The organism is Streptomyces sp. SAJ15 (assembly GCF_007595705.1).
In the GTDB taxonomy this organism is placed as follows: domain Bacteria; phylum Actinomycetota; class Actinomycetes; order Streptomycetales; family Streptomycetaceae; genus Streptomyces.
On record NZ_NISY01000011.1, the window covers coordinates 1 to 12,251 of the forward strand.

9 protein-coding genes are annotated in these 12,251 nt (G+C 72.8%); 6 read left to right on the plus strand and 3 right to left on the minus strand.

Features of this window, described 5'->3' with window-relative positions:
• The first annotated feature begins 613 nt into the window (after positions 1-613).
• The 3 genes from aceE (at position 614) to CD790_RS24320 (ending at position 5,989) form a co-directional block, all read left to right on the plus strand.
• Positions 614-3,298 carry a pyruvate dehydrogenase (acetyl-transferring), homodimeric type gene (aceE, locus tag CD790_RS24310; protein ID WP_144385469.1) on the plus strand — a complete coding sequence of 895 codons (2,685 nt, stop codon included), beginning with the start codon at positions 614-616 and terminating at the stop codon, positions 3,296-3,298.
• A gap of 256 nt (positions 3,299-3,554) precedes the next feature.
• On the plus strand, positions 3,555-4,961 hold the full coding sequence (locus tag CD790_RS24315) for a lipase/acyltransferase domain-containing protein (RefSeq protein WP_144385470.1): 1,407 nt from the start codon (positions 3,555-3,557) through the stop codon (positions 4,959-4,961).
• 62 nt (positions 4,962-5,023) lie between these two features.
• A complete protein-coding gene (locus CD790_RS24320) occupies positions 5,024-5,989 on the plus strand; it encodes a YafY family protein (RefSeq protein WP_144385471.1) in 966 nt (321 codons plus the stop codon).
• A gap of 76 nt (positions 5,990-6,065) precedes the next feature.
• Here CD790_RS24320 and CD790_RS24325 read toward each other — a convergent pair whose 3' ends face one another.
• Complete coding sequence (locus tag CD790_RS24325; protein ID WP_144385472.1) at positions 6,066-7,028, minus strand: SDR family oxidoreductase; 963 nt, start codon at positions 7,026-7,028, stop codon at positions 6,066-6,068.
• A 174-nt stretch (positions 7,029-7,202) separates the two neighbouring features.
• On the opposite strand from CD790_RS24325, the gene CD790_RS24330 reads away from it, so the two are divergent.
• On the plus strand, positions 7,203-7,724 hold the full coding sequence (locus tag CD790_RS24330; RefSeq protein WP_144385610.1) for a DUF4240 domain-containing protein: 522 nt from the start codon (positions 7,203-7,205) through the stop codon (positions 7,722-7,724).
• 105 nt (positions 7,725-7,829) lie between these two features.
• Here CD790_RS24330 and CD790_RS24335 read toward each other — a convergent pair whose 3' ends face one another.
• Positions 7,830-8,315 carry a GNAT family N-acetyltransferase gene (locus CD790_RS24335; RefSeq protein WP_186319209.1) on the minus strand — a complete coding sequence of 162 codons (486 nt, stop codon included), beginning with the start codon at positions 8,313-8,315 and terminating at the stop codon, positions 7,830-7,832.
• A 72-nt stretch (positions 8,316-8,387) separates the two neighbouring features.
• Here CD790_RS24335 and CD790_RS24340 point away from each other — a divergent pair, with 72 nt between their 5' ends.
• The gene (locus CD790_RS24340) at positions 8,388-9,311 is read left to right on the plus strand and encodes a TIGR01777 family oxidoreductase (protein ID WP_144385473.1); all 924 of its coding nucleotides are present in this window, start codon (positions 8,388-8,390) and stop codon (positions 9,309-9,311) included.
• 103 nt (positions 9,312-9,414) lie between these two features.
• On the opposite strand, the gene CD790_RS24345 is transcribed toward CD790_RS24340, so the two are convergent.
• Entirely contained in the window at positions 9,415-10,152 is a 738-nt protein-coding gene (locus CD790_RS24345; protein WP_144385474.1) for an IPT/TIG domain-containing protein, read from the minus strand.
• A 374-nt stretch (positions 10,153-10,526) separates the two neighbouring features.
• Between CD790_RS24345 and CD790_RS24350 the strand changes: the two genes are divergently transcribed.
• On the plus strand, positions 10,527-11,966 hold the full coding sequence (locus tag CD790_RS24350; RefSeq protein ID WP_186319210.1) for an IPT/TIG domain-containing protein: 1,440 nt from the start codon (positions 10,527-10,529) through the stop codon (positions 11,964-11,966).
• The last annotated feature ends 285 nt before the right edge of the window (positions 11,967-12,251 follow it).

Consider the following 12,251-nt stretch of genomic DNA (forward strand, 5'->3'; position numbering starts at 1 on the left):
GCACCGCCGGACTCCATGACTGGGGTTGCGCGCCGTCGCGGCGGAATGACTGCCCCTGAGACCCGGGGCTCCCCGGCACCCCCGCCCGAAGGGGGCGCCGCGCCCCACGGTCGACTCGGCACCGCCGGACATCGTCACGGGGGTTGCGCGCCGTCGCGGCGGAATGACTTTCCCCGCCCGCCCCGGGTCGTCAGGGGCGGGTGCCCCGAAATCCGCCGTCACGGCGAGCCGCCGCTACGCTCCGGACCGGCGGTAGCCAGCCAGTCCGAGCCATCGGGCATTCCGGGCTTTCCCGGCACTTGAGGCGTCCGTCCGCCCCGCGCTGGGACCAGTTGCACCGGTTGCTGGAGGGTTTCAAGGGGTGAGGCACCCGGGACGCGTGCCCGTTTCGCGGTGATTTGCTCCGGCACTGCGTGCCGACTTTCGAGGCACGGAATGCCAATTTCGCCGAATCGAGAACTTTTTCGCCCCCACGCTTTGATCGATCATCGATCAGGGACTTACAGTCAGCGATGGGCTTCACCGAGCCCCTCCGCCCTGTCCTGCCAACTTCAGGGCTTATGCCACCCCCCTAGGGCTTATGCCACCCCTTCGAGTCCGGAAGGCGGCGATCATGACCGACTCCGTAGGCAAGCTTCCGAGCGAGCTCGACCAGCTCCCGGACCGCGACCGCGAGGAGACCGCCGAATGGGCGGACTCCCTCGACGCCGTCGCTCGGGCCGCCGGCCCACATCGCGCCGAGTACCTGCTGCGCCGCACCCTGCAGCACGCCGAGCGCGCCGGCCTGGCGCTGCCCAAGCTGCTGGAGACGGACTACGTCAACACCATCCCCACCGCCGCCGAGCCCGCGCTCGACGGTGACGAGGAGATGGAGCGCCGGATCACCGCCTGGAACCGCTGGAACGCGGCGGCGATGGTCACCCGCGGCTCCAAGCTCGGCGTCGGCGGCCACATCGCCACCTTCGCCTCCGCCGCCTGGCTGTACGAGACCGGCTTCAACCACTTCTTCCGCGGCAAGGAGACCGACGGCTCGGGCGACCAGCTCTACGTCCAGGGCCACGCCTCGCCCGGCATCTACGCGCGTGCCTTCCTCGACGGCCGCCTCACCGAGCAGCACCTGGACAACTTCCGCCAGGAGGCGGGCGGCGCCGGTCTGCCGTCGTACCCGCACCCGCGGCGGCTGCCCTGGCTGTGGGAGTTCCCGACCGTCTCCATGGGTCTGGGCCCGCTCTCCGCGATCTACCAGGCGCGCTTCAACCGCTATCTGACCAACCGCGGTATCAAGGACACCTCCGGCTCCCACGTCTGGGCCTTCCTGGGCGACGGCGAGATGGACGAGCCGGAGTCGACCGCCGCCCTGGCCCTGGCCGCCCGCGAGCGCCTCGACAACCTGACCTTCGTCATCAACTGCAACCTGCAGCGGCTCGACGGTCCGGTGCGCGCCAACTTCAAGATCGTTCAGGAGCTGGAGGCCCAGTTCCGCGGCGCCGGCTGGAACGTCGTCAAGTCGCTGTGGGGCAACGCCTGGGACGAGCTCTTCCAGCTCGACACCACCGGCGCCCTGGTCCGCCGGCTGCGCGAGGTCCCGGACGCCCAGTTCCAGACCTACGCCACCCGCGACGCCGCCTACATCCGCGAGCACTTCTTCGGCGCCAACCGCGAGCTGGCCCAGCTGGGCGCGCTGCTCACCGACGCCAAGATCCTGGAGTGCTTCCAGACCTCCCGCGGCGGTCACGAGCCGCGCAAGGTGTACGCCGCCTACAAGGCCGCCCTGGAGTTCAAGGGCGCCCCGACGGTGATCCTCGCCCAGACGGTGAAGGGCTACACCCTGGGTGCCGGGTTCGAGTCGAAGAACGCGAACCACCAGATGAAGAAGCTGACGATCGACGAGTTCAAGGGCATGCGCGACCTGCTCGGGCTCCCGATCGCCGACAGCGCCTTCGCCGACGGCCAGGTCCCCTACGGCCACCCGGGCGCCGACTCCGCCGAGGTCCGCTACCTCCAGGAGCGCCGCGCCGCCCTCGGCGGCCCGGCCCCGGCCCGCCGGACGCACGCCGTCCCGGCCCTCCCGACCCCCGCCGACCGCTCCTTCGCCCCGCTGCTCAAGGGCAGCGGCAAGCAGGAGATGGCCACCACCATGGCCTTCGTCCGCCTGGTCAAGGACCTGATGCGGGACAAGGAGAGCGGCAAGCGCTGGGTGCCGATCGTCCCCGACGAGGCCCGCACCTTCGGCATGGAGTCGCTCTTCCCCTCGGCCGGCATCTACTCGCCGCTGGGCCAGACGTACGAGCCGGTCGACCGCGACCAGCTGATGTACTACAAGGAGGCCAAGGACGGCCAGATCCTCAACGAGGGGATCACCGAGGCCGGCGCCATGGCCGACTTCATCGCCGCCGCCACGTCGTACTCGACGCACGGCGAGACGATGATCCCCTTCTACATCTTCTACTCGATGTTCGGCTGGCAGCGGACCGGCGACCAGATGTGGCAGCTCGCCGACCAGCTCGGCAAGGGCTTCATCGTGGGCGCCACCGCGGGCCGCACCACCCTCACCGGTGAGGGCCTCCAGCACGCCGACGGCCACTCGCACCTGATCGCGGCCACCAACCCGGCCTCGCTCAACTACGACCCGGCCTTCGCGTACGAGATCGCGGTGATCGTCAAGGAGGGTCTGCGCCGGATGTACGGCGAGACCGCCCCGGGCGAGGACTCGGACGTCTTCTACTACCTGACGGTCTACAACGAGCCCAAGCCGCAGCCCGCCATGCCGGAGGGCGTGGAAGAGGGCATCATCAAGGGCCTGTACCGCTTCAAGGAGGGCACCCCGGCGGCGGCCGACGCCCCGCGCGCCCAGCTGCTGGCGTCGGGCACGGCGATCCACTGGGCCCTGGAGGCGCAGGAGCTGCTGGCCGCCGACTGGGGCGTGACCGCGGACGTCTGGTCGGCGACCTCCTGGAGCGAGCTGCGGCGCGACGCGCTGGAGTGCGACGCGGCGCTGCTGCGCGGCGAGGAGCGCGTCCCGTACGTCACCCGCGCCCTGGCCGGGGCCCCCGGTCCGGTGCTCGCGGTCAGCGACTGGATGCGGCAGGTCCCGGACCAGATCAGCCAGTGGGTGGACCAGGACTGGTCCTCCCTCGGCACCGACGGCTTCGGTCTGTCCGACACCCGCGACGCGGCCCGGCGCCACTTCGGCGTCGACGCCCAGTCGATCGTCGTCGCGGTGCTGGCGCAGCTGGCGCGGCGTGGCGAGGTCAAGGCGGAGACGGTGCGGGAGGCGGCGGCCCGGTACGGGCTGTGACCCTCCGCCGGGCCGGCGGGCCCTGAGCCCGTCCGGCGCCCGGCCCGGGTCCGGTGACGGACCCGATGAACGACCCGAAGGGGGCGTGCGGTGATTCCGCGCGCCCCCTTCGCGCGTCGCAGGCGCCGTATCAGCCCCGGCTTCGCCCGATCACGCTCCGAGCCGATGTCGTCGCACTACGGTGGTGCGGGACAGCGCCGGCGGGGGAGTCGGCGCGCGGCACGCTGGGGGCACCGAGGTGGGACGGCGTGAGCCCGTGGGAGATCTGGTCGTGGTGGTTCCGGGCATCCTGGGCAGCCGGCTGGCCGACCGCGACGGCAAGGAGGTCTGGGGCCTGTCGGGCGGCGCGCTGTGGCGGGGCATCCGCACCCTGGGCGGCTCGGTGCTCGACCTCCGGCTCCCGGACGACATCGGGGACGACCACCCGGGCGACGGCGTCCGCGCGATCGGCCTCCTCCACGACCTGCACGCGCTGCCCGGGGTGGGCCCGCTGGTCGACGGCTACTCGGGGCTGCTGCACTGGCTCGAACAGCACTTCACGCTGCGCCGTCGAGCATCGAAGGAGCCGGCCACCACCCCGGCCAACCTGGTGGCCTTCGCCTATGACTGGCGGCTCTCCTGCCGCCACAACGCGGAGCTGCTGGCCCGTCGGGTGGACGAGGAGCTGGGCCGCTGGCGCGCCTCCGCGCCGGAGCGGCGCGCGGCCGAGGTCGTCTTCGTCTGCCACTCCATGGGTGGCCTGATCGCCCGCTACTACGTCACCTGTCTCCGCGGCCATGAGACCACCCGCCGCCTGATCACCCTGGGCACCCCGCACCGCGGCTCGCTGGACGCCCTGCTCTCCCTGGTCAACGGCGTGCGCCCGGGCTGGTCCCGGCTCCTCCCGGACCTCACCGCCTTCGCCCGCAGCCTCCCCTCCCTGCACCAGCTCACCCCCGACTACGCCTGTCTGGCCTCCCCGCGCGGCCTGCGTCACCCCCGCGAGACCGCCGGGCTGCCGGGGGTGGACCCGAGGCTCCTTCTCGACGCGGGCCGCTTCCACGCCGAGATGCGCCACGCCTCCGCGACCCCGGCGGGCACCGGCTGGGAGCTGCTGCCGGTGGTCGGCGTGCGGCAGCCCACCCCCACCACGGCCGCGACCACCGGCGAGCGGCTCACCCCGCTGGACACCATCGACGGCGCGGACGAGGGTGGCGACGGCCGCGTCCCGCGGCTGTCCGCCGCCCCGTCGACCGCCGCCCACACACCCTGCGAACAGCACGGCTCCCTCCAGAACAACCGCGGCGTCCGCGACGCCCTGTGGGGGTGGCTCGCCCCCGAACCCCGCTACCACCGCGGCCCGGAGGCCGACGCGGTCCACCTCGCCGTGCGGGCCCCCGAGCTGGTGGCCCGGGGCGAGCCGTACGAGATCGAGGCGACCGTCCCCGACACGCTCCCCGGCTTCGACGCGCTGGCCCTCCGGGCGACGCTGACCCCGGCGGCCGCGGCCAACGGCGACGGCCCCCGGCGGCCCCTGCGCCACCTGGGCGGCGGCCGCTACGCCACGTCGTTCCGGGGGCTGACGGAGGGGCCGTACCGCGCGGTGGTGGAGACGCTCGGCGGGCGCCGCGACGCGGTGACGGCCCTGCTCCTGGTGGCCGGCCCGGCGTCCGGGGGCGCGTGACGGCGGCCCGCGCGGCCGGCCGATAGGGTCGACAGGCTCCGCCGCCCCTTTCAGGAGATGCCTTGCGCGCTGCCCGCCTCATCAAGATGGTGCTGCTGCTCCAGTCCCGGCGTTCGATGACCGCGGCCGAGCTGGCGCGGGAGCTGGAGGTGTCCGAGCGGACGGTCACCCGGGACGCGCAGGCGCTGTCGGAGGCGGGGGTGCCGGTGTACGCGGACCGCGGCCGGGCCGGCGGATACCGGCTGATCGGCGGGTACCGCACCCGCCTCACCGGTCTGGGCCGGTCCGAGGCCGAGGCGCTGTTCCTCTCCGGGGTCCCGTCCGCGCTGCGCGAGCTGGGACTGGCGGACGCGGCCTCCGCCGCGCGGCTGAAGGTGTCGGCGGCGCTGCTGCCTGAGCTGCGGGACGCCGCCGAGGGGGCCGCTCAGCGGTTCCACCTGGACGCGCCGGGGTGGTGGCAGGAGCCGGAGACGCCCGCGTCGCTGCCCGCCGTCGCGGACGCGGTCTGGGACGACCGGCGCCTCACGGCCCGCTACCGGCGCGGGGAGCGCACCGTGGAGCGGGAGCTGGAGCCGTACGGGCTCGTTCTCAAGGCGGGTGTCTGGTACCTGGCGGCGCGCGCCCAGGGCATGCTCCGGGTCTACCGGGTCGACCGGTTCACCGCGGTCTCCGTCGGCGACGAACGCTTCGCGCGGGACGAGGAGTTCGACCTGCCGGCCTTCTGGGAGCAGCGGGCGGCGGAGTTCGCGCGGTCGATCCTGCGCACCGAGGCGGTGCTGCGACTGACGCCGGAGGGGGCGCGGCGGCTGCCGTACGTGACGGACCGCACCGCCGGGCGAGAGGCGCTCGCCGCGGCCGGCGAGCCCGACGGGCAGGGCCGGATCACCGTGGCCCTGCCCGTGGAGTCGCTCGACGTGGCCTACGACCAACTGCTCGCCCTGGGGCCGGAGGCGGAGGTGCTGGAGCCCGCGGAGTTGCGGCGGCGGTTCGCCGACGCGGCGGCGCGGGCCCACGACCTCTACCGCTGACCGGAGGTCGGGAGCCGGACGGCAGGAATCCGGACGCGACGGCTCGGACGGCGTTCGCGACGCGGGGGTTCGGATGTCAGCGGTACTCCGAGACGTCCGCCTGCTTCCCGCCGAACACCACCTCCTCGAAGTACGCGAACCCGTCCGGCCGCGATCCGTCGAGGTCCGTGAAGCCGTAGACCTTCGCCAGCGCGCCGCTGGAGAGGGACCGGCCGTTCCAACGCGCTCGGTCCGGGTCGGCCGCCAGCGCCGCGACCGCCCGGCCGACGTAGTGCGGCGACTCGGCGACCGCGAAGTGCGGCATCGCCTTCACCGCGTCACGCCAGTTCTCCTCCCGCACCCCGAAGTGGTCGAGCATCTCCTCCGAGCGCAGGAAGCCGGGGGTGAGGCAGACGGCCGTCCCGCCCAGGTCCCGGAGCTCCTCCCCCAGGCCGAAGGCCATCCGGATGGGGGCGTTCTTGGTGAGGTCGAAGAACAGGTGCTCGCGGTAGCGGCGGTTGAACTCCGCCGTGCCGTCGGTGACCTCCACCACCAGTCCGCCCGGCCGTCGGGTCAGCAGCGGCAGCGCGTGGTAGCTGGTCACCAGGTGGGTCTCGACGCCGAGGCGGAGCATCCGCAGCCCGCTCTCCAGGTCGACCTCCCAGGACTTCCTGCCGCTGCCGAGGTCCGCCGCGATCAGGCGCTCGCCGCCCCAGACGTTGTTGACCAGGATGTCCAGGCGCCCCTGCTCCCGGTCGATCCGCTCCACCAGCGCCCGCACCTCCTCCCGCTCCAGGTGGTCGACGCGCACCGCGATGCCGGTGCCGCCGGCCGCCGTGACCAGCTCGGCCGTCTGCTCGATGGTCTCGGTCGACCGACCCACCTCGCTGATCCGCTCGCGCGTCGTGCGGCCGGTCACGTAGACGGTGGCCCCGGCCGCGCCCAGTTCCACGGCGATGCCGCGGCCCGCGCCCCGCGTCGCCCCCGCGACCAGCGCGATCGTCCCCGCCAGCGGCCCGTCCGCCCCCGACCGTGTGCCCTGCGTCGTCGCCACGTGCATCCGTCCCTTCCTCGGTCGCCTGCCGTACGACATCGACCCTGGCAGCCAAACCCGACACCTTCTGTCGGGCTTTCCGGAGATCGTCGATCGGGATTGTTGCTATCGATAACAAGACAGGCGCATCTGACCGCTCCGCGTGCGGGTCTCGGCAGCAGGCCCGATCCTGGTCCCGTGATGATGGACGAGACGGAGTTCTGGGAGCTGATCGACGGCACCCGGGAGGACGCCCAGGGCGACCCCGAGGACCAGTCAGACCTGCTGGTCGAGCGGTTGACGGGGCTCGACCCGGACTCCGTGCTGGACTTCGCGCGGCACTTCGAGGCGCGCTTCAACCGCGCCTACCGCTGGGACCTGTGGGGCGCGGCCGCGGTGCTGCTGGACGGCGCCAGCGACGACGCCTTCGACGCCTTCCGCGCCTGGCTGATCGGGCAGGGCCGGGAGGTCTTCGAGGGGGCGCTGCACGACCCGGACGACCTGGCCGAGCTGCTGGAGGACTTCGACGAGGAGCGGGACGGGGACTGCGAGGACCTGGGGTACGCGGCCGACGAGGCGTACGAGCGACTGACCGGCCTGGAGCTGCCGGACCTGGGGCTGCCGCCGCGCCCCCGCGAGCCGGAGGGCCTGCCCATCGACTTCGAGAGCGACGCGGCCCTGGCAGATCGGTTCCCCAACCTGTGGGAGCGCTTCCGGGACTGACCACTTCCGGGGCGGAGCGCTTCCGGGACCGAGCGCACCCGGGACCGAGCCCATCCGGGGCCGGAGCCTCCTCGCCCCAGAAGGACTCCCCCGCTTACCGCGCGCTCACAGCGGCCGCCCCATCAGCACGTCGTCCACGTACTCCCCCGCCAGCAGGAACTCACCCGGCAGCACCCCCTCCACCGCGAAGCCCTCCGACGCGTACAGCCGCCGCGCCGGAGTGTTGTGGCCGAGCACCCGCAGCGTGATCCGGGTCGCGCCCTGCCGCCGCGCCTCCTCGCAGGCCGCGCCGAGGAGCGCCCGCGCCACGCCCCTGCCCCGGACCCGGTCGTCCACCGCCAGCCCCTGGATCTGCCGTACGTGCGCGTTGCACGGCAGGGGCGTCGGCGTGCCCAGCCGTATGTAGCCGGCCACCGCGCCGTCTACCTCGGCCACCAGCAGCCCGTCCGGACGGCTGCGGTCGTCGAAGAAGGGGCCGGCGGGCCGCGGTCGGGCGGTGACCGCGTGCAGCGGCGACCAGGTGCGCCGATCCAGCTCGGCGAGGGCGGGGTCGTCGGTGAGCGTGGCGGGGCGGATGATCGGTTCGGTCATGCGCGTCAGCCTGGCACGCCGGATCGGGCGCGGCATGCGCTTCGTCGGGCTCGGCGGGGCAGGATGACTGCCATGCGTACCCCTTCGCGTATCGCCGTCACCGGTTCCTCCGGGCTCATCGGCTCCGCTCTCGTGCGCTCGCTCCGCGCGGACGGTCATCATGTGCTGCGGCTGGTCCGTCGGGACGCCCGCGCGACCGACGAGGTCGCCTGGGACCCGGACCGCCAGTGGGTCGACACGGTCGGTCTCCTCGGCTGCGACGCCGTCGTCCACCTCGCCGGCGCGGGGATCGCCGACCGGCGCTGGACGGACGACTACAAGCGGCGGATCCGGGACAGCCGGGTGCTGGGCACCGCCGCCGTCGCCGAGGCCCTGGCCACGCTCGACGTCCCGCCCCGGGTCCTGGTGAGCGGCAGCGCGGTCGGCGTCTACGGCTACCCGGGGGAACGTCCGGTCGACGAGAACGCACCGCCGGGGGACGGCTTCCTGGCCCGGGTGTGCCAGGAGTGGGAGGAGGCGGCCGAACCGGCCGTCGAGGCCGGGATCCGCACCGCGTACGCCCGCACCGGCCTGGTCGTCGCGCGCGAAGGCGGTGCCTGGGGCCGGCTCTTCCCGCTGTTCAGGCTGGGCGTCGGGGGGCGGCTGGGCAGCGGACGGCAGTACTGGAGCTTCATCTCCCTGCGGGACCACATCGCCGCCCTGCGGCACATCATCGACACCGAGGAGCTCTCCGGACCGGTGAACCTCACCGCCCCCGAGCCCGCCACCAACCGCGAGATCACCTCCGCCATGGGCCGGGTGCTGCGCCGCCCGACCCCGTTCCCGGTGCCCGCCGCGGCGCTGCGGCTGGCGCTCGGCGAGGTCACCGAGGACATGCTCGGCAGTCAACGGGTGCTCCCCCGGCGGCTGCTGGACACCGGCTTCACCTTCGCCCATCCACGCATCGAGCAGGCGGTACGGGCCGCCCTGACGCCCTACGACCCGCGGGCCGCCTGAAGGCGCGCACGGGAACGGGCCGCCCGACGCCCCTCCCCCACCCGGCCCCGGCGGGGCGGCCGGGCCGACCGGTTCGACCGGCCCGGGCCGCCCCGCCGCGACATCAGCCCGGCTCGGCGACGAAGGTGAAGGACTGCGAGGAGTCGCTCCCACCCACGCTGGTCACGGTGACGGTGACGGTGCCCGTCCCGGTGGGCGAGTAGGAGACGATCGTCGTGTCGTCGACGATCTGGAAGGCGGCCTGTTCCGGACCGTACGAGATGTCGATGACATCGCTCAGGTTGGTGCCGGTGATGACGGACGAGGTGCCGCCGTAGTCCGGACCGGTGGTGGGGCTCATGCTGGTCACGGTCGGCGCGCCGACGAAGCGGAAGGTCAGTCCGTTGGTGGTGCCGCCCCGGGTGGTGACGCTCACCGGAACGGTCGCGGGCGCCGTCACGGTCGGGGCGGTGACGTTGATCGTGGTGTCGTTCACCACGGTGAAGCCGGCGGCGGGGTCGTTGCCGAAGGACAACCCGGTGGTGGTGATGAGGTTGGCACCGGTGAGGGTGGTCGTGGCGCCGCTCAGCGGCCCGGAGGTCTGGCTGAGGCTCGATTTGAGCGGCGGCAGGATGTAGTAGTAGTAGACCGGTGCGGTGGTCCCGCCCGGCGTGGTGACGACGACCTGTACGGCACTGTTGCCGGAGGGGGCGATCGCCGTGATCTGGGTGGGGCTGTCGACGGTGAAGCTGGCCGACTTGGTTCCGAACGTCACGCGGGTGGCGCCGGTGAAGTTGCTACCGGTGATGACCACCGGGTTGCCGCCCGCGGTCGGGCCCTGGTGGGGGTTGAGAGTGACCACTGTTCTTCTCCCTGCGTGTCGGCTACTGGCTGCCTCGGCGGGAACTCCCGGGCCGGGACAGACGGACGGGGCCGCGACGCCTGGGCCACCACGCGGCTGAAAGGGGGCGGTCGTCGTCGACGCATCGCCCTCCATGGCCATGGGAACAGAGGACGACGGCACGCATAAGGGCGTATCCGCATCACTTAGGGGTAAGTCAGACGATACGCACTATCCGGCTTGTGCCCGTCCGTCACACCGGAGTGCTTCCCATGTCGTCTCGTGTCACCGTCGGCGGCTTGGGACCATGCGAGGAACTCGGGGGAGAACGCCACTACCTCCTCCGGCACCGGAGCGCCGATCGGGGCCCGCGGAGTCGGAGCGAGAGGAGTCTCATGTCCACAGTCGAAGCCCCCTGGACGCGCTCGCTCCCGACCCGCGACACGGACGCCGCGGTGAACCGTCTCTCGCTCGCGGCGGACCCCGTCACCATCACCGTCGGCGCCGGCCCCGTCTCCATCGCCTTCAGACCGGACGGCCTGCGCGCCTACGTCGCCAACTCCGGCTCCGGAACCGTCAGCGTCATCGACACCGCCGCCGACACGGTCACCGCGACCGTCACCGTCGGCACCGGCCCCTGGGGTGTGGCGGTCCACCCCGACGGAACCCGCGCCTACGTCACCAACTCCGGCTCCGGAACCGTCAGCGTCATCAACACCACCTCCAACACCGTCACCGCGACCGTCACCGTCGGCACCACACCCCGCGGAGTGGCCCTCACACCCGACGGAACCCGCGCCTACGTCGCCAACTCCGACTCCGGAACCGTCAGCGTCATCGACACCACCGCCAACACCGTCACCCGTATCACCACCGCGACCAGTCCGACGGTCCTGGCCGCCTCCCCGGACGGGACGCTCGTCTACGCCACCATGACGGGCGCCGGCTCGGTCACCGTGATCAACCCGAGCACCGACACCGTCACCGCCACCCTTCCCGGATTCAGCGGCCCCCAGGGGATCTCCCCCACCCCGGACGGCCGTCGTCTGTACGTCGTCAACAACGCCGCCGGGACCGTCCGGGTGGTGAGCAGACCGGCCGCCATCACCCCCAACCAGGGCTCCATCGGCGGCGGTACGGCGGTGACCCTCACCGGCCGGGGCTTCACCGGCACCACACTCGTGCGGTTCGGCAATCGCCTCGCGACCGACGTCGTGGTGGTCGACGACGACACGATGACCGTCGTCAGCCCCTCGGGGACGGGAAGCGCCACGGTCAGAGTGACCGCGGCCGGGGGTACAGCGGTCATCGGCCGCTTCTACTACCGGCTCCTGCCCGTCATCCACACCATCTCGTCGCCCTCGGGGCCGATGAGCGGAGGAACCTCCCTCACCATCACCGGCCGTAGGTTCATCGGCGTCCGACAGGTGTGGTTCAGGGACGTCGCGGTCGTTCCCACCGTCGTGTCGGACACCCAGATGACCGTCGTCATCCCGCCCTCGGCCGTGGCGCGCACCGTCTCCATCCGCACCGCGAACCGGGGCGGCGTCTCCAACTCCACCTCCTACACCTACATCAGCGCCACGGCCATCACCAGCATCAGCCCCACCTCCGGTTCCCGCGCCGGCTTCCGTTCCGTCAACATCTTCGGCGTGTCGCTGACCCCGGTCATCAGCACCACCTTCGGGGGCCGTCCCGCCGTCACCTTCAAGGTCGTGGCCGACAACAAGATCCAGGCCATCACGCCGGCGGGCACACCCGGCCCCGCGGCCGTCGTCGTCACCACCTCGACCGGCGCCACGGCCACCTCACCCACGCCGTACCTCTACACCTGAGGACACCTACGCACCCGGGCACGGCGGGAACACGGGACCACCCGGGACGGCCGGCGACACCCGGAACGTCCCGCGGCCGACTCGACCCACCCACCGGGCCGCGGGCCTCCGGCCCATGACGGGCGCATGTGCGACGCGCGTGCCTCCATGCCCGGTCGGTGCGCGACTGTCATTGTCTGGATTTCCCCCTACGGTCATCGGCAAGTCACGCATCCGGGCTGCCCGTTGGGGGCATCACGCCCCCAGCGAACGCACCGACCTCAGCACACGGACCCCGGGGAGGGC

Excerpts from the sequence above, each read along its gene's own strand:
- CD790_RS24330 (WP_144385610.1), top strand. The coding sequence starts at position 7,203 with ATGATGGACGAGACGGAGTTCTGGGAGCTGATCGACGGCACCCGGGAG.
- aceE (WP_144385469.1), top strand. The coding sequence starts at position 614 with ATGACCGACTCCGTAGGCAAGCTTCCGAGCGAGCTCGACCAGCTCCCG.
- CD790_RS24325 (WP_144385472.1), bottom strand. The coding sequence starts at position 7,028 with ATGCACGTGGCGACGACGCAGGGCACACGGTCGGGGGCGGACGGGCCG.
- CD790_RS24335 (WP_186319209.1), bottom strand. The coding sequence starts at position 8,315 with ATGACCGAACCGATCATCCGCCCCGCCACGCTCACCGACGACCCCGCC.
- CD790_RS24340 (WP_144385473.1), top strand. The coding sequence starts at position 8,388 with ATGCGTACCCCTTCGCGTATCGCCGTCACCGGTTCCTCCGGGCTCATC.
- CD790_RS24350 (WP_186319210.1), top strand. The coding sequence starts at position 10,527 with ATGTCCACAGTCGAAGCCCCCTGGACGCGCTCGCTCCCGACCCGCGAC.